Consider the following 18,170-nt stretch of genomic DNA (forward strand, 5'->3'; position numbering starts at 1 on the left):
ACCATGATTGATTGCTATATTTGTCGTTATTAACATCTATCTTTTATAAAGAATCCAAAGTGAATCTATAAGATTCCGTATTAATAATTAGTATGTACAAATAAAAAAAATTGATAGCTGATTTTGTGTTTTTGAGTAAAAAAGACAATTTAGGACAAAAAGAACAGAATAAATCTAACTTAGCTTTTACACTTCCTCCCAGAGAAATTTTACTGATATGGTCAGATCGTAATTTATAGTTACTTAGTGTATTTTAAGTATTATTACGGGTGTATACTATCATAGTATTCATGAGCTTTCTCAACCTTTTCTCACTGAGATATTTAAGATTGCTGATAAATTCCAAAGTATTTACTTCAAAGGGAGATATTAAGTAATGCAAGTAATCAGGCTTGAGGCACTCTCGGATAACTACATATTTTTGCTGGTGGATCGCCAGAAACAAATTGCTGCGGTTGTCGATCCAGCAGAGGCTGAACCAGTGCTAAAGCAACTTGCACAGTTAAAAGCTGAGTTGGTAGCGATTTTCAACACACACCACCACAATGACCATGTAGGTGGCAATCAGCAATTAATACAACACTTCCCGCAAGTAACAGTCTACGGTGGCGTCGAAGATCGCGGGCGAATTCCGGGACAGCAGGTATTTTTGCAACAAGGCGATCGCGTTCAGTTTGCAGATCGCACAGCTGAAGTTATTTTTGTTCCCGGACATACCCGCGCTCACATCGCTTACTACTTTCCCCCCGAAAAAGCTGGTGAGACAGGCGATTTATTTTGCGGCGATACCTTATTTTCTGGCGGTTGCGGTCGCTTGTTTGAAGGAACACCAACCCAAATGGTAGACTCTTTAAGCAAACTGCGCTCTTTACCAGATGATACGCGTATCTGGTGTGCCCACGAATACACTTTAGGAAATTTGCAATTTGCCCTAACTGTGGATGGCGACAATGCCGACTTGCAAAAACGCTTCAATGAAGTGAAAACTTACCGTAGTCGAGGAGAAGCTACCATACCCTCGCTGCTGGGAATGGAGAAGCGAACCAATCCCTTTTTACGTTGGGATCAACCATCATTACAATCAACCGTTAAAGGTAGTGATGGAGTGCAAACCTTTGCGCGGATAAGGGAAATGAAAAATAACTTTTAGATATTGGGCATTGGGCATTGGGCATTGGGCATTGGGCATTGGGCATTGGGCATTGGGAATGGGCTAATAATCAATAGTTTTTCTTCCCCTGCCCCCTGCTCCCTGCCCCCTGCTCCCTGCCTTCTGCTCCCCTGCTCCCCAACCCCCATTCCTCCAACTTTCTAGCGCTAATAGTTGCGATCGCACCCTTCCTTTCGCTAGGATCTGTAAGCTTTAGGGTATGGGCAAAGCTACTTGGGACAATATACTCATTTCAGGAGTTCTAAGTTCTGAAAAAACACTCGTTATTTAGGACTGTTTACTCAGCACTGGCTCAAGGCCCTGCTACAGCTAACAGCACTGTTTTAGTGAGCTATGCTGCTCAAACCCACCCAAATTAATCATATTTTACCGGAAAAACGAAAAACGATGGCGAAACGCGTGCAGTTAGTTTTAAATCAGGATATCAGCAAGCTGGGAAAATCTGGCGACTTAGTGGAAGTAGCTCCTGGCTACGCTCGTAACTATCTGATTCCCCAGAAATTGGCAACCAATGCCACTCCTGGTATTCTCAAGCAAGTAGAACGCCGTCGCGAGCAAGAGCGTCAACGGCAATTAGAACTCAGACAACAAGCTCTTGAACAAAAAGAATCTTTAGAAAAAATTGGCAGCTTGACAATTGCTAAACAAGTTGGTGAAAACGAAGCAATTTTCGGTACTATCACCACCCAAGATGTTGTAGATGCAATTAAGGCAGCCACCGGTCAAGAAATCGATCGGCGTGGCATTACTATTCCCGATATTAACCACCTTGGTACTTATCAAGCCGAAATCAAGCTGCATTCGGAAGTAGCGGCGCAAGTCGATATTCAAGTAGTCGCTAGCTAACTCAGGAGAGGGATAAAGGGACGCAAAGATGAGGAGGATGAAGATGAGGGAGCAAGGGAAGTAAAAGTGAATAATAACTCCTAACTCCTAACTCCCAACTCCTAACTCCCAACTCCCATACTCTCGACTAGCTTTTATCTCAAAACTAAAATCGTTTATGGCTGAAGAATTAAGTTTTCAAGGGCTAGGTAGCGATCGCATCCCACCACAAAATATTGAGGCGGAAGAAGCGATTTTAGGGGGTATTTTGCTAGATCCAGAAGCGATTAGTCGAGTTAGCGATCGCCTTCTTCCCGAAGCTTTTTACATTAGCGCTCATAAAGATATTTATCAAGCAGCTGTGAGGCTCCACGCCCAAGGTAAACCCACAGACTTACTCTCTGTAACAAGTTGGCTGACTGACCATGAAATGCTAGCCCGGATAGGTGGTAGAAATAAATTAGCAACTCTGGTAGACCGTACAGTGTCAGCTGTGAATATCGACGCCTTAGCAGGGTTAGTCATGGACAAATACCTGCGGCGACAATTAATTAAAGCTGGCAATGAAATTGTACATCTTGGTTACGAAACAGAAACCGAGTTACCACAAGTTTTAGATCGGGCAGAACAGAAAGTATTTGGCGTTACTCAAGAGCGTCCCCAATCGGGTTTAGTTCACATTTCTGATACTCTAATTAATAATTTCCAGGATATTGAAGATCGAAATCAAGGCATCGCTTTACCTGGAATTCCCTGCGGATTTTACGATTTAGATGCCATGACTAGCGGCTTTCAGCGTTCTGATTTAATCATTATCGCGGGCCGTCCATCAATGGGAAAAACGGCCTTTTGCTTAAACCTTGCTCATAATATCGCTGCTTCTTATAAATTACCAGTTGCTTTTTTCAGCTTAGAAATGTCAAAAGAGCAACTGACGCAACGTCTATTAGCTAGTGAAGCGCAAATTGAAAGTAGTTATTTGCGAACTGGGCGTCTGAGTCAAACGCAGTGGGAACCTTTAAGCCGCGCTATTGGTATCCTCTCCGAGATGCCAATTTATATTGATGACACGCCGAATATTACAGTTACACAAATGCGTAGTCAATCAAGAAGACTGCAAGCTGAAATTGGAACTGAATTAGGATTAATTGTAATAGATTACCTGCAATTGATGGAAGGAGCAGGTGATAATCGCGTACAAGAATTATCAAAAATTACGCGACAACTCAAAGGTTTAGCGCGGGAATTATCTGTACCAGTAATTGCTTTATCTCAGTTGAGCCGCGGGGTAGAAGCGCGTACTAACAAACGTCCGATGTTGTCAGATTTGAGAGAATCCGGTTGTTTGGCAGGTGATACTTTGGTAACATTAGCTCCAGACGGACTGCAAGTACCAATTAAGGAATTAGCAGGTAAATCTGGTTTTGCAGTTTGGGCGTTGAACGAAGCTACAATGCAGCTAGAAAAAGCAATTGTTAGCAATGCTTTTTCCACTGGTGTAAAGCCTCTGTTTACTTTAACAACTCGATTGGGGCGAAAAATCCGTGCTACAGGTAATCACAAGTTTTTAACAATTAATGGCTGGAAAAGACTTGATGAATTAACTCCTAAACAACATCTATGTTTACCAAGACATCTCCCTAGTTCTGGTAAAAAGACCATGACTTATGCGGAAGTTGCATTATTAGGGCATTTAATTGGTGACGGTTGTACATTGCCACGTCATGCCATACAGTACACTACCAGAGAGATAGATTTAGCTCAGAATGTTGCTTTCTTGGCAAGAGAAGTTTTTGGAGATTCAATTGTTCCTAGAATTTCACCTGAACGTGGATGGTATCAAGTTTACTTATCCGCAGCACAAAATCTAACTCATCGTGTGAGAAATCCAATAGCCAAATGGCTAGACTCTTTCGGTGTTTTTGGTTTAAGGTCTTATGAAAAATTTGTACCTCAAGAATTGTTCTCACAACCCCAAGAGTTAATAGCGTGCTTTCTAAGACACCTTTGGAGTACAGATGGTTGTATCAACTTAATTGCAGGAAAAAAACCAAGACCTATTGCATTTTATGCAAGCAGTAGCCAGAGACTAGCTTTTGATGTACAGACACTTTTATTAAGGCTTGGTATTAATGCAACACTAAGGACAGTTCCTCAAGTTGGCAAAGGTAGAAACCAGTATCATGTAACAATCACTGGCAAGCCTGACCTTGAGTTATTCATTCAAAACGTTGGAGCAGTAGGAGAATATAAGCTAAGTTCATTAAAAAAAATTGCTGAACACCTTGAAAAGTGTATTCATAACACTAATAGAGATATAATTCCCAAAGATGTTTGGAAAACACAGGTTGTACCTGCAATGCAATCTGTTGGCTTGACCACACGGCTATTACATTCCTCCATTGGAACATCCTATTGTGGCTCTACCCTTTATAAAGTAAATTTAAGTCGAGAAAGAGCTTTAAAAGTCGGCAACGTTGTTCAATCATCTAAACTGGTTACTCTTGCCAAAAGTAATGTTTATTGGGATGAAATAGTTTCAATTGAATATAGTGGCGAGGAAGAAGTGTTTGACCTCACTGTTCCTGGTTTGCATAATTTTGTTGCAAATAATATTATTGTTCACAATTCCATTGAACAAGACGCGGATTTAGTAATAATGTTGTATCGCGACGAATATTACTCTCCTGATACTCCCGATCGCGGCATTGCAGAAGTTATTATAGCTAAACACCGCAACGGGCCTACGGGTACAGCGAAACTTTTATTCAATCCACAGTTTACAAAGTTTCAAAATTTAAAAATTTAGCCAGACCAAATAATTATTTGAGCAATGAATGAGCCTGATTTACTCATTAATGATGTATTTTTGCCAAATAGTCATTCTCTATTTGATAGTCTTATATCCATAATTAACTGGGATGAGCGTATACGGGCACGAAAAACAGCTAGCTTTGGTTCACCATATAACTACTCAAACATTTCTTACGACTCATGCCCGATGCTGAATGAGTTAATTCCTATTATTGATAGGCTTGAAAAACACTTTGGGTTTCGACCAAACAACTGTTTAGTCAATTATTACACAAATGGTAACTCAACAATGGGATTTCACTCCGATTCAATTGATGAACTCATGGAGGATACTGGTATCTCTATTATTTCGTTAGGGGCTGAAAGAATAATTACATTTCAGAATAAACAAGACAAAACCATTGAACATAATTACTTACTCAAAAGTGGTTCTCTACTTTTTATGCCTCAAAAGACGCAGCAATACTGGAAGCATGGAATTCTCAAGCAACCAGAAACATTCGGACGTATCAGTTTGACCTTTAGATTGTTGGTATAGTCGCGGCAATCCGCTCAAAGTTACAGATACTTTTCTCATGTTTTCTAGCTGTACTTCTGCCCTATCCGTAATCTAAAATACTTAATTTATTTGATAGGGCACTGGGCATTGAGAACAGAGAGAATAAAAACTTCTTTTAATAATTCTCCCTTGTCCCCAGTACCCAATCCCTATTTAACTCCCAGCAATTCCACTTCAAAAATGAGAGTGGCGTTGGGTGGAATCACGCCACCAGCACCACGAGCGCCATAGCCTAATTCAGATGGAATGATTAACTTACGCTTACCACCTACTTTCATAGTGCTAAGTCCTTCATCCCAACCTTTGATTACCTGTCCAGCACCAATTTTAAAGCTGAAGGGTTGGCCGCGATCGCGCGAACTATCAAACTGAGTACCATCTTCTAGAGTGCCGACATAGTGAACTTCAACCGTTTGTCCAGGTTTAGGAGTCGCCCCAGTCCCCTCTTTTAACTCCACATACTTTAATCCAGAGGGAGTGGTTACGGCATTAGCATCAGACATAGTATTACTCGCAATTAAGATATTGTTTTCAGTTACAGTTGTGGCAGCTGGCGGCGTTTGGGTTAACTCGGCAGCAATGGCAGTATTTTGTTTACTGCTTATTTGCCCCACAACCAAAAGCACAACACACACCAGCATGAACGCCACGCTGAGGAAAATTGGTTTCAAAATCAGTTCTCCTTACTTAGGTATCCTGGCTAAAAGATTACCAATAGGACACAATTAGTTTAAATCACAAAGGACATTCTAACGCCAAAGCTTATTTTCTAAATCGCGTAATTGACGCTCTAAACGGTCAATTCTACCCCTCAGCTCGTCCACTTCTGACTGGCGAGCCACCCCCAAATCCTGCATCATATTTCGCATTTGCCGTTGCATTTGGACATCGAAGTTTCCCTGCTCCGACTTTAACTGCTGGGCAATATCATCTATTACCGCCTTGGCTTGTTCGGGATTGAGCTTACCGTCTTTGACTAAATCATCGCTGACTTGCCGCAATTTTTCTGCGACTATAGACGTTGTGCCAAGACCGACCCATCATTAGCTGTTGCAACCAGTTGTTGTTGTCCATACTCCCTTCCTCTTACTTATTAACCAACCGACCTTTGCTGCTGAGTGTAGGCAATCAAGCTTCTTAAAGCGTAGTTATTCTAGCCTACAGCTCTATTTTGGCAAATTGGCAAGCACAAAGATCAAAGGAGGTGATTATATAACTCCTCAAGTTTAAGATTGCTCAAATTTACCTATTTTTGCGATATTAGAGGAGATTTACCTATACATTACAATACTCACACTCATCACAAAGAGTGAGTGTGAGTATTTCATGGGAAAATTTTATTTAGACAATGCTGAATATCTGAGATTGAAAGTTAAACTTGTGTACGCCATTTCTGAAAAGCGATCTCGTCATCCTCTGATTTACTCTGATAAACACTCCACCAATGAAAAAATAATCCTAACCCCCATCCTAATACTGGGAAAATAGCCCAAAAATAACTAGGACTAGTGATTAAATTTAAAAGAATGAGGAATAAATTCACCGCTAGGAAAGAAACAAAGTGTGTCCAAAAGGCTCTGCGTCGGAAAGTATTAAATGTGTGTCGCGAACGTTCCTCTTCTTGTTGAGCCAACCACTTTTGTTCTGTTGCTGCCAAAATATTAGAAGAAATACCTAACTCAGATGCCATTTCTAAAAGCTGTTCTCGTGAAAATTCACCTTCCTGTTTACGAGTGAGTGCTTTTTGCAGGATTTGTTCTACATCTTTGGAATCGTAAGTCATTTTAATTACCTTATAAGTTTGTGTGTAAATGCGCCTTTGATTTCACGAAATTATCGATTGGCTTCGTTCAATTCAATTAGCAAATGCATCCACATTTTGCACCCAATACTTAGTGATATTCACAACACTATTATTTTCTCACAATTGATTTAGGGCTACTGTATTTGTCAATACCTCTATAATTGCTTTGTGAAAGCAAGCTGTTACGGGATTAAGCCAAACTATTGTCATTATGGAGTAAAGTAGGCTGGTAGCTCGATTCCAGGTAAAGAGCCAACTATATGTTACTGCCTTAATGAGTAAAAATCGCTGAAATCACTCTTTTGAATTTCCGAAAATATTAAGTTTAATGGAGGATTTAAAATATCAGCAGAGGTGTACGCTACCTAGTAGTCTGTCCCATTAGTTACGAGGGGTGAATAAGTTCGTAGTAAGGACTTTAGTCCTAGATTTTTAAGCACGCTTTGTGCTTACTACAAACCCATAATATTTAATGGGACAGACCACTGTGGGAATGCGTCAATAGAGGATTCAATCAATGGGATATGTAATTGCTACTGCCAATATGAAAGGTGGTGTTGGTAAAACCACCCTCACCGTCAACTTAGCTACCTGTTTAGCTAAAAATCATGGCAAGCGGGTGCTGGTTCTTGATTTAGACAGCCAAATTAGTGCCACACTCAGTTTGATGTCGCCTTTAGATTTTGCCAAGCTTCGTAAACAAAGTAAGACATTTAGGTATCTGATAGACGAAGTTATCAATCCAGACCCCCAAGCAAAATTTAAAATTCAGGATATAATTCAATCCCAGGTTTGTAATCTTCCCGGACTAGATTTATTGCCGGGAGACATTGATTTATATGATGAATTTGTTGTTTCAGAAATGCTGCATCAGCAAGCAACTGCTTTGGGCGAACAGGACTTTGAAACGATTTGGAATCGCTTTGAAAGGGTCTTAATTAATAATATCTTAAAACCAGTACATCAAGAATATGATTTTATTCTTCTCGATTGTGCCCCTGGCTATAATCTCTTGACTCGTAGTGCTTTAGCTGCCAGTGATTTCTACATACTTCCTGCAAAACCAGAACCATTATCTGTAGTGGGTATTCAACTCTTAGAAAGACGGATTGCCCAATTAAAAGATAGTCACGGACATGAAACCAAGATAGATATAAAAATGTTGGGAATTGTATTTAGTATGTCCAGTGCTAACCTGCTCACTGGCAGATACTATAAACAAGTAATGCATCGCGTTGTCGAAGATTTTGGTGTCGAAAAAATTTGTAAGGTACAAATACCTGTTGATGTCAATGTTGCCAAGGCTGTTGATAGTTTTATGCCAGCTGTTTTAATTGCTCCCCAATCAGCAGGTTCAAAAGCTTTCTTGCAATTAACCCAGGAGTTGTTGCAAAAGCTATAGCTCTAGTTAATTATTGATGAACAACACGATTTCCGATTGATTAAATTAGAGATATCAATGTAAAGACGTAGCATTACTACGTCTTTACAAGGGTTTCAGGCAATGAATAATTTATTTTTGGAGATGTCTATGTCTATTAAGTAGGTCACAAATCTGAACCTTTCAATTTTTATAACAATCTAAAGAAAGAGAATTTATACTTACTCAGTGAGAAACAAGCTATATGGAATAAATCTCAAATAACCAATTTAAAATTCTCTATTCAAGAAAACTCTTTAGGCATGAGGTTAATCTAAAATCCAAAATCCCCAATTGAGTAACAAATAAGTTATCCTTTCTGAAAGTTCAGCAGTTATACGGAAGCTATAATTGGTGAGATTCAGCTATTGAGTGAAAAGGTCAGTAAATCTCACTAAGAAACAATGGTTAGTAACGATTCTGCACAGGCGGGGAACAATCAGCACTTGCTAATGCGCCTACCACGGACTCTAAGTTATCTCGAAACCTGGGGCTTTGGGTTAACTGGTCATGTTGGATGGATTGGTACTGCCCCTATTATTCATGCAGCGTTAGGGCCGAAAGCTATCTTAGTTTGGTTTTTTGGCACGATTATCTCCTTTTTGCTTAACTTGCAGGTACAAAGTCTAGGTAGGCATTGGTCAGATATTGCCGGAGGAACACCAAACTATACCACAAGACTATTAAAGAAGTTTCCTGGCTTAGGCCGTTACGTAGCATTAGGATACTTTTTTAGCTGGGCAGCAGCACCTGCACTGTATGCAATTATTCTCACCAACCTAATTAAAGTCAATTTTGAAACATTAGGTATTTCTTGTCCAGAAACTTTGTTAAAAGTTTTATTTACAGCGATTCCATTTATTTTAGCGTTCAGTGGCACCCGTGCTTTGGCGCTTCTACATTTATTTTTTGTATTCCCAGCGATTTTATTACTGTTATTGTTTTGTGTTCAAGGCGTATTATGGTTAGCCTTCTCATCTGCTAATTTTAATTTTCTCTCAACTAGCACGCATAGCCTGAGCTTTCAAGAATGGGCAAAATGGTTTTTTCTAGCTAGCTATTCAATTTATGCTTGTGAAACCACTTCTTCTTTTGTTGCTGATAGCCGCCACCCATATAAAACTTTAAAGTTTTTAACTGTAGCTGCTTGGTTAATTCCTCCGGTGTTTCTAGGTGGTTCTTGGGTATTAATGTGTACTGCTCCAAATTCAACAATAGGTGAGGATGCATTCTTAAATCTGGTAGCGGCTTCTAAGCCTTTTTGGGGTGAATCTGCGCCCTTTCTAGTAACACTTCTAATTACTATATCTTGCCTTCTAAGTTCTGCTACAGCAGTTTCTAACTCTCCTCGGATATTATACCAGCTTGCCTTAGACAGACAGCTTTCTCCTATATTTGCATTAGTTTCCCGTCAAGGTGTCCTTGTTCCTGCTATTTTAGTTACCTTTCTACTCAGTTTGCTGTGTCTAAATTTGGGAAATATATCTCAACTTGTCACAGTAGCAGGCACTTGTTATCTCATGTCTATTATGGGTCTACATCTGGGGTTATGGATGTGTCGTGGCAAACCACACGTGTTATGGCCTTGGTGGTCACTTGGTTTTTTCTTGGTCGAAGCGATAGTTCTAATAGTGGGAGGTTTAGCTTGGAACTGGAGAGATTTCTTAGTGGGATTATTATTACCCATTATTTTGACAATTGGAGATTTAGTTCTAAGGCGGTTAAGATTTGCGCCATTACACCCAAATTGGTGGACACAGCGTTACGATACTAAGCCTAGTAGAAATAATCCAGATTTTGTAGTATTACAAGTGATTGTTTTAGTATCATTGATTTGTATTACTGCCACAATCAGTTGGATTATTCGCGATTTTTTAGATAGATTTTCTAATCATCCTCAAAATTCATTTCTAGCGATTTTATTAGTGACGCTTTCTTTTACAGGGGTTGCGATCGCTTGTTGGACAACCTTACCACAAATCATTGCTATTGATGAAGCACGCAAACAAGCAAGAAACCTATTTATCACTACTCTCGATACCGTTCCAGATACTGTTTTAGTATTAGATGAAGACGGGACAATTTCTCAGACAAATGCCGCTGCTGAAGAATTATTTCAAACAAGTATTCAGCAGTTGCTTGGGCAAAACTTGAATCAACTTCTAATATGCTATCGCGGCAAACCGGAGCAATGGTCTACTAGAAGTGAGCAAAGCTTGAAAATTAACCAAGGTTTGCGAATTGTTGAATCAACGATTTCCCAGCCATTTAATTCTCTGCTACGTGAGTATATTGTTATTGTCCGTGACATCACTAAGCGGAAGCTAGCAGAAGAAGAATTAGTCCAGTATCGTTATCAACTTGAGCAGTTGGTGCTAGAACGCACCATTGAACTTATTAGGGTTAATCAACAACTTCAACAAGACATTATCAAGCGTCAAGAAGCACAAGAACAATTACTGCATAATAGTCTTCATGATGGGCTAACTGGATTACCTAATCAACGGTTATTTATGGAGCGGGTGCAGCAAGCAATAGAACAGTCTAAACAGCAAAATAATTATTTATTTGCCGTACTCTTCTTAGACCTAGATCGCTTTAAAGTTGTTAATGACAGCCTTGGACATCTACTAGGCAATCAACTTTTGATTGCAATTTCTCATCGGCTTAAGTCAGTGCTGCGAGGCGAAGACATAGTAGCTCGTTTTGGCGGAGATGAGTTCACAATCTTAATTGAGGAAATTGAGGATATCAACACAGCGATACAGGTGGCCGAGCGAATTAAAAAGGTGCTAGCTTTGCCATTTCAATTAAATGAGCATCGCGTGTTTACTAATGTTAGTATTGGCATCGCTTTGAGTAGAGCAGATTATGAGCAAGCAGCGCAGATTTTACGCGATGCCGATGTGGCAATGTATTGTGCCAAATCGCTTGGTAAGGCACGTTATGAGGTTTTCGATCCAAAGATGCACGAGGGTGCAGCTTTGCTTTTAGAGTTAGAAACTGCTCTGCGAAATGCGCTGCTCAAGCAAGAAGAATTTCGCCTTAATTACCAGCCAATTGTTTCACTGACAACTGGCAAAATTATTGGATTTGAGGCACTGATACGTTGGTATCATCCAGAACGAGGACTTATTTCCCCTCAAGATTTTATTCCCTTGGCTGAGGAAACTGGAATGATTGTGAGTATCGGGCAATGGGTACTTTATGAAGCCTGTCACCAAATGCACAAATGGCATAAACAATTTCCTACTTCACAACCTTTGACGATGAGCGTAAATTTTTCTGGTAAACAAATCACACAACCTGATGTGTTTAAACAAGTTAAACATATTTTGCAGCAAACTGGACTGGAGCCATGCTATTTGAAATTAGAAATTACCGAAAGCTTGTTGATGGATAATTTTGAATTAGCTACCACTGTGCTTTCCCAATTAACAGCACTGAATGTTGAAATGCACATGGATGATTTTGGGACTGGCTATTCATCCTTGAGTTATTTACATCGCCTACCAATCAAAACCATTAAGATTGACCGTTCTTTTGTCAGCAGTATAGGTAGTCGAGGAGAAAATTTAGAAATTATTCGAGCGATTGTGACATTAGCCCATAATTTAAATATGTCTGTAACAGCAGAAGGCATAGAAACTGTAGACCAATTAGCACAATTGAAGGCTTTAGAATGTGATTATGGGCAAGGGTATTTTTTCTTACCACCTATGGAACGGGCAGAAGTAGAAATACTCCTTGCTGCTAACTTGTGCGGAAAAAACTTTTTAAAAAGATAAAATCTTGGGAGCAAATTATGTTTAAAGAAACACTTTGTTAAACTGGGTGATTAATTTCACTTGGGAATCTATTCTTAGTGTAGTGCTGACTGTAGCTGAAAATTATCTACGTTATCAAGCAATCCTTCTTCTAACAAAAGTTCGTTAACAAAAGTATCTATTTTGTGCCGATCGATATTTTGCATGACTATAATGTGTACCCAATTTTCATAAATCGCTAGCTGCCACTTTTTAATTAATTTTTGAGAAGGTTTTTGAAACACTACGGTGTTGGAAAATTTATTGAGCATACATGGATATTCTCTGATTTTAAGTTGTTGGAAAAGATATTGAGCATTATCTATACAAGTTTTTGCTTCTTTGGCTAATCCATCATAACCTCTTGTTTTCGTTGCATACCAGAGAATCAGAGGTGTATGACCGTTCCTAGAACCCAGAATTGTTGTATCTGATGAACCAATATATTCAATTGCTGTTTCAACTTTTTCTACCCATTTTTTCTTGGTTAAAACTACACCGCAAGGCAAGGGCGAACCAATGAATTTAGCAGAAATAGCTATACTATCTATGGGTTTTTGAAAGTTAACTTGGGGAGCGCCATCTAAAAAGGGTAATATTAATCCTGAAAGGGCAGCATCACAATGAATGTAGTAATCTTTAATTTGATTGCGCTCTAAAATTTCGAGAACTTTGTCTAAGTTATCAATTGCGCCTTTGACAGTAGTCCCAATATTCAAATTTATGAGCGCTGGATAATTGCGATTTTCTTTAATAAGTTGTTCAAAATGCTCATAATTCATCTCTCCATTAATTTGTGAGTTAACAACATTGTGTTGAATGCGGAATAATTTTGCCGCTTTTGGTATGGAGTAATGAGAGTCTTGTGATGAGTAAAGAATGCCATTAGGATAGATTTCTCTTGCTAAGAACATTCCATAGAAATTACCTTCAGTTCCGCCAGCAGTAACATAACCCCAAAACTGATTTTCTGGAATTTTATAAAGTTGGGCAAAAAAAGATAATACTTCTTGCTCAAACTTACGAGAATGGAGACCAAAATCTGGTTCAATATATGGATCTCCAGCATTATTTAATAGAAAATTGAAAAATTTGCCGATCGCACTGTAATCACAACTTAAATTATATGGATAGCCTGCATGAAGCTGCGATCGCTGTTCTATTTGCACCAGAAAATCAGCCAATTCCTTAGCAACTTTATTTGACATATCTCTCTATCTCTTAAATTTTGATTGAGTTATTGGATGTTTTAAACGAAATTACACGTATTAATCCATACCTTTATGTTTTTTTAAGAATGACTCCATTTAGCTCTTTAATAGAAGATAATACAGTGAAAATACGTATAAATATTCAGTAATAATACTCAATTGGTTTTTGCCAAAGTACATTATACTTAGACTTCTGCATAATACGAAATAACCAGAATGCGTATTACATAAAATATTTTTTTAGTCGCTGACTGCAACCTGATTTAATCACATATTTAACTTAGTGCCAATTGCGTAATTTCTGGGAATGACTAGGCTATACAACAAAGTCCGCTTATGCGGACTTTATCATGCTAAAAAGAGCTTTCCAGAAATTAAATATAGGTTATACACAACCCTAATAGAGACTTAGCACTGCTCGTCTCTATATTCTTGCAGCTTCCAGTAAATGAGGTACAAAATGCAGGACTAATGCATCAAACATCAAGAGTTTCTACTTCCTTGTTTCTGTCTTTTGCCTCAAATCTTGTAGTTTTGTACTTCATCTTAAAGAAAATTGCTGTCAGTGCATTTAGCCATTTGTAGTTTGCTAGTGCCGTAGAATTTTTGCTTTTAAAACTCTCCAGCTAAGGCTGCAACACACCGTTCGCAAATTAAAGGGTGTTCTGCTGATTCTCCCACATGAATAGAGTAGTTCCAACAGCGATCGCATTTTTGCCCGTCTGCATTCGTTACCCCAATTCCCCAATCTTCCGTCTGCGCTGTATATTTCAATCCTTGCAACCCTTGAGCAGAATCTAATAATTCCACTTGGGAAGTCAGTAATAAATATCGCAGTTCGTCAATCCCGTTACCCTTAACTGGGTTAAAGGCTTTGATAGCATCACCTAATTGTTTGTCAGGTATGTGAATCAAAGCTTTCGCCTCCAGAGAAGAACCAATGAGTTTTTCTATCCTGGCTTGTTCCAACACTTTATTTACATCGGTGCGGAGTTGTCGCAGTGTTTCCCAAAATTGTGCTAACTCTGGATTACGCCATTTTTCCTCTATCTGTACCCAACCGGCTTCAAACACCGATTTGTAAGGTGTTTTGTATGGGAGATATTGCCAGATATCTTCGGCAGTGTGAGATAACACTGGTGCGATCGCTCGTGCTAAATTATCTAAAGCTATTTTCAGCACCGTTTGACAACTGCGACGGCGGAAAGCATCTTTTGCACTGATGTACAATCTATCTTTGGCCACATCTAAATAAAAGTTGGATAAATCCACCACGCAGAAATTCTGCACTGTTTGGAAAAAGCGGAAGAATTGGAAACTCTCAAAGGCTTGAGTGACTTCCTCAAATACTTCGGTGATGCGGTGCAGCATATAACGGTCAAGTTCTGGCAATTCCTCGAAGGGAACTGCATGTTTTTCTGGGTCAAAATCATCCAAACTACCCAACAAAAACCGCGCCGTATTGCGAATTTTCCCCCTGACATCATTCATCTGCTTAATGATGTTTTTGCCAATGCGAACATCGCCGGAGTAGTCAACCGACGATACCCACAATCGCAATACATCTGCACCGTAAGGCGGTTCTACTTTTTGATTTTTCCCGCCTTCAATGATTGTATTTGGATCGATCGTATTTCCTTCTGACTTACTCATCTTTCGGCCTTGTTCGTCCAAAGTGAAGCCGTGAGTTAGTACAGTTTTGTAAGGCGCAATGTCATTTACCGCTACGCTGGTAAGCAAGCTGGATTGAAACCAACCGCGATGTTGGTCAGAACCTTCTAAATATATATCAGCAGGATAGTGTAACTCTGGACGCTGTTGGACGACAGCCGCCCAAGATGAGCCAGAATCAAACCATACATCCATTGTGTCTGTACCCCGGCGGTAAGACTTGCCATTTTGGCGATAGGATTCGGGTAATAACTCCTCAACTGAAAGTTCCCACCAAGCATCGGAACCTTTTTCTGCGATGATTCCTTGGACGTGGTTGATAATTTCCTCATTCAGCAGTGGTTCTCCCGTGGCTTCATCGTAGAAAACGGGAATGGGTACACCCCAAACGCGTTGACGAGAGATACACCAATCAGAACGTTCCGCTACCATTGGTGTGATGCGATTTTTACCTTGGGCTGGAATCCATTCTACCGTGGCGATCGCCTCTAGCGCTTCTTCTCGAAATCCTTCCACAGAAGCAAACCATTGTTCAGTGGCGCGGAAAATTGTCGGCTTCTTCGTCCGCCAATCATAAGGATATTTGTGGGGATATGGTTCTTCTTTCAACAAAGAACCAGCCGCAGCCATTGCATCAATTACCGCTTGATTCCCATCACCCAGCACATTCAATCCCGCAAATTCTCCCGCTTCTTCGGTAAAATTGCCATTGTCATCTACTGGTGCAAGGATGGGCAAACCGTAGCGTTGACCAACAATGTAGTCTTCTTGACCATGACCGGGAGCAGTATGTACCAACCCAGTACCCGATTCAGTAGTGATGTAATCACCGCCGACGATAATCGGACTTTCGCGGTCATATAGAGGATGACGATAAGTAGTATGTTCTAAATCATTCCCCTTGAAGGTGGCTTTTACAGTTAACTCAACTCCCAAGGTTGAAGATAAACGTTCGACTAAATCAGCAGCAACGATGAGGTATTTGAAATTACTCTGCGCTTCTTTCTCTGGGTGGGAAACTTCCACCACTGCATAATTTAAATCTGCATTCACCGCCACAGCCAAATTCCCCGGAATTGTCCAAGGTGTAGTCGTCCAGATAGCCACACCTAAATCTGACTGATATTGCGCCAACAGTGGTTTTACAGTTTCCGCCAAACTTATAACTGGAAAAGCTGCATAGATACTACGAGAAACGTGACCTTCAGGATATTCCAACTCAGCTTCAGCCAAAGCAGTATGAGAACTGGGACTCCAGTGAACCGGCTTTAAACCGCGATAGATATAGCCTTTTAAGAACATCTGACCAAACACGCCAATTTGAGCCGCTTCATAAGCCGGCTTGAGAGTTAGATAAGGGTGGTTCCAATCACCCCAAATACCGTAGCGTTGAAAATTTTGGCGCTGGTCGTTTACCGTAGTTAGAGCAAATTCTTTCGCTTTTTGCCGCAGTTGTAAAGATGTTAAGTTTTGCCGTTCTGCTGACTTCATATTCTGCAAAACTTTTAACTCAATCGGCAATCCGTGACAATCCCAACCAGGAACGTAGCGAACTTTACGCCCTCGTAACATTTGGTAGCGGTTAATAATATCTTTGAGAATTTTATTTAAGGCATGACCAATATGGAGTGAGCCATTAGCGTAGGGAGGCCCATCGTGCAGTATAAATAATTCGCCGGGGTTATTTTCAAAGAGGCGATCGTAAATCTTATTTTCTTCCCAAAATTTTTGGATTTCAGGCTCACGCTTGATGGCGTTTGCCCGCATATCAAAATTAGTCTTGGGTAGGTTTACAGTATCTTTGTAACTTCCTGATTCGGTCACAGTCTCATGCCTAAAATTAGGTGTGCAGGTTTTACTAATTATAGAAGATAGCCTGAAATCCAAAATTCGCTATTTTATTTACCAAAAAGGCAGGAGTTAGGAAGCAGTATTTGAAATGGTATGTTGATTTACGCCATTCTCTACCAAGGTTGGTTTTCATGTTCCCTTGTCCGATCCTAAGAGCTGATTCGTAAACAAAAGCTTAAGAAGCCATCCGCTTGATCATCAGACGAATCAATGAGCCATAAATCATAGCTTCACTTAACTCTGTGTACAACTCATAATCCTTACTCAAACGCCGAAATCTATTAAGCCAGCCAAATGTCCGTTCCACAATCCATCGTTTCGGCAATCGCTCAAATGTTTTCGATATCCTTTCAATCACCTCAACACGAACCTTTTCTCCGCAAACTTTCTTGACTGCTTGAGCAAAGTTTTCTCCTGAATAGCCTTGATCTACCCAAACAACTTCCAATTTGGACAATTCTTTAACCGCCTCATGCAGTACAACCACAGCACCTAAACGTTCTGACGCATTGGCTTCAGTTACTAAAACACCAATCAACAACCCTTGAGAATCTACAACTATATGTCGCTTACGCCCTTTAACCTTCTTACCACCATCGAAACCGTAGACCTCCCCTTTTTTTCCGTGGTCTTCACTGACTGAGAATCTGCGATCGCCACGGTAGAATTTTCATCTCGCCCTAAATCTTGTCGCAGTTGATAGCGCACTTGGTCGTGAATCTGCTGCCAGATGCCTTTACGCTGCCATTTTTGAAAGTAGCCATACACTGTTGTATATGGAGGAAGGTCATGAGGTAGCATTTCCCATTGACACCCAGTACGTTGCACGTAGAAAATTGCATTCAATATTTCTCGTAAATCTACTTCTACAGGATGCCCAAATCCCTTTGGCGTAGGGAGAAGAGGCTTGAGAATCAACCATTCAGCATCGCTTAAATCACTTGGGTAGGGTTTGCGGTGTGGATTCTCAATCGTAGGTATACGGCTCATCGACAACAACATAAATTACACTCGATTTAGCCTATAACCTTAACAAAG

General features: G+C 40.1%; 11 protein-coding genes and 1 pseudogene. 6 read left to right on the forward strand and 6 right to left on the reverse strand.

Annotation, left to right across the window (positions count from 1 at the left end; all coding sequences use genetic code 11):
• The first annotated feature begins 376 nt into the window (after positions 1–376).
• The 4 genes from gloB to NSTCB13_RS09685 all read left to right on the forward strand — a co-directional run bounded on the left by gloB (position 377) and on the right by NSTCB13_RS09685 (position 5,348).
• On the forward strand, positions 377–1,150 hold the full coding sequence (gene gloB, locus NSTCB13_RS09670) for a hydroxyacylglutathione hydrolase (RefSeq protein WP_445629372.1): 774 nt from the start codon (positions 377–379) through the stop codon (positions 1,148–1,150).
• Between the two features lie 408 nt (positions 1,151–1,558).
• Positions 1,559–2,017, forward strand: coding sequence for a 50S ribosomal protein L9 (gene rplI, locus NSTCB13_RS09675; RefSeq protein ID WP_322694429.1), 459 nt, complete (start codon positions 1,559–1,561; stop codon positions 2,015–2,017).
• Between the two features lie 157 nt (positions 2,018–2,174).
• On the forward strand, positions 2,175–4,805 hold the full coding sequence (locus NSTCB13_RS09680) for a replicative DNA helicase (protein ID WP_448272135.1): 2,631 nt from the start codon (positions 2,175–2,177) through the stop codon (positions 4,803–4,805).
• A gap of 24 nt (positions 4,806–4,829) precedes the next feature.
• Complete coding sequence (locus tag NSTCB13_RS09685) at positions 4,830–5,348, forward strand: alpha-ketoglutarate-dependent dioxygenase AlkB (RefSeq protein WP_448272136.1); 519 nt, start codon at positions 4,830–4,832, stop codon at positions 5,346–5,348.
• 170 nt (positions 5,349–5,518) lie between these two features.
• On the opposite strand, the gene NSTCB13_RS09690 is transcribed toward NSTCB13_RS09685, so the two are convergent.
• The 3 genes and pseudogenes from NSTCB13_RS09690 to NSTCB13_RS09700 all read right to left on the reverse strand — a co-directional run bounded on the left by NSTCB13_RS09690 (position 5,519) and on the right by NSTCB13_RS09700 (position 7,152).
• Positions 5,519–6,040 (reverse strand): FKBP-type peptidyl-prolyl cis-trans isomerase, encoded by a 522-nt coding sequence (locus tag NSTCB13_RS09690; protein ID WP_448272137.1) that lies wholly within the window; start codon positions 6,038–6,040, stop codon positions 5,519–5,521.
• A 78-nt stretch (positions 6,041–6,118) separates the two neighbouring features.
• Positions 6,119–6,443, reverse strand: a pseudogene (locus NSTCB13_RS09695) (phasin family protein).
• A 298-nt stretch (positions 6,444–6,741) separates the two neighbouring features.
• Positions 6,742–7,152: a 2TM domain-containing protein gene (locus NSTCB13_RS09700; RefSeq protein WP_445629375.1), complete on the reverse strand. Its 411-nt coding sequence runs from the start codon at positions 7,150–7,152 to the stop codon at positions 6,742–6,744.
• 538 nt (positions 7,153–7,690) lie between these two features.
• Here NSTCB13_RS09700 and NSTCB13_RS09705 point away from each other — a divergent pair.
• Complete coding sequence (locus NSTCB13_RS09705) at positions 7,691–8,575, forward strand: ParA family protein (RefSeq protein ID WP_448269513.1); 885 nt, start codon at positions 7,691–7,693, stop codon at positions 8,573–8,575.
• A gap of 422 nt (positions 8,576–8,997) precedes the next feature.
• Positions 8,998–12,381 carry an amino acid permease gene (locus NSTCB13_RS09710; RefSeq protein ID WP_448272138.1) on the forward strand — a complete coding sequence of 1,128 codons (3,384 nt, stop codon included), beginning with the start codon at positions 8,998–9,000 and terminating at the stop codon, positions 12,379–12,381.
• A gap of 74 nt (positions 12,382–12,455) precedes the next feature.
• Here NSTCB13_RS09710 and NSTCB13_RS09715 read toward each other — a convergent pair whose 3' ends face one another.
• The 3 genes from NSTCB13_RS09715 to NSTCB13_RS09725 all read right to left on the reverse strand — a co-directional run bounded on the left by NSTCB13_RS09715 (position 12,456) and on the right by NSTCB13_RS09725 (position 18,122).
• Positions 12,456–13,607 (reverse strand): histidine decarboxylase, encoded by a 1,152-nt coding sequence (locus NSTCB13_RS09715; protein WP_448272139.1) that lies wholly within the window; start codon positions 13,605–13,607, stop codon positions 12,456–12,458.
• Between the two features lie 615 nt (positions 13,608–14,222).
• On the reverse strand, positions 14,223–17,105 hold the full coding sequence (gene ileS / locus NSTCB13_RS09720; RefSeq protein WP_448272140.1) for an isoleucine--tRNA ligase: 2,883 nt from the start codon (positions 17,103–17,105) through the stop codon (positions 14,223–14,225).
• A 202-nt stretch (positions 17,106–17,307) separates the two neighbouring features.
• Positions 17,308–18,122 (reverse strand): IS5 family transposase gene (locus NSTCB13_RS09725; RefSeq protein ID WP_448273099.1). Its coding sequence is split into 2 segments (ribosomal slippage): positions 17,308–17,756 and positions 17,756–18,122, totalling 816 coding nucleotides; the frame shifts between segments, so codons are not numbered across the junction.
• Positions 18,123–18,170: the final 48 nt, after the last annotated feature.

The organism is Nostoc sp. DSM 114160 (assembly GCF_053470305.1).

Excerpts from the sequence above, each read along its gene's own strand:
- gloB (WP_445629372.1), top strand. The coding sequence starts at position 377 with ATGCAAGTAATCAGGCTTGAGGCACTCTCGGATAACTACATATTTTTG.
- rplI (WP_322694429.1), top strand. The coding sequence starts at position 1,559 with ATGGCGAAACGCGTGCAGTTAGTTTTAAATCAGGATATCAGCAAGCTG.
- NSTCB13_RS09680 (WP_448272135.1), top strand. The coding sequence starts at position 2,175 with ATGGCTGAAGAATTAAGTTTTCAAGGGCTAGGTAGCGATCGCATCCCA.
- NSTCB13_RS09685 (WP_448272136.1), top strand. The coding sequence starts at position 4,830 with ATGAATGAGCCTGATTTACTCATTAATGATGTATTTTTGCCAAATAGT.
- NSTCB13_RS09700 (WP_445629375.1), bottom strand. The coding sequence starts at position 7,152 with ATGACTTACGATTCCAAAGATGTAGAACAAATCCTGCAAAAAGCACTC.
- NSTCB13_RS09705 (WP_448269513.1), top strand. The coding sequence starts at position 7,691 with ATGGGATATGTAATTGCTACTGCCAATATGAAAGGTGGTGTTGGTAAA.
- NSTCB13_RS09710 (WP_448272138.1), top strand. The coding sequence starts at position 8,998 with ATGGTTAGTAACGATTCTGCACAGGCGGGGAACAATCAGCACTTGCTA.
- NSTCB13_RS09715 (WP_448272139.1), bottom strand. The coding sequence starts at position 13,607 with ATGTCAAATAAAGTTGCTAAGGAATTGGCTGATTTTCTGGTGCAAATA.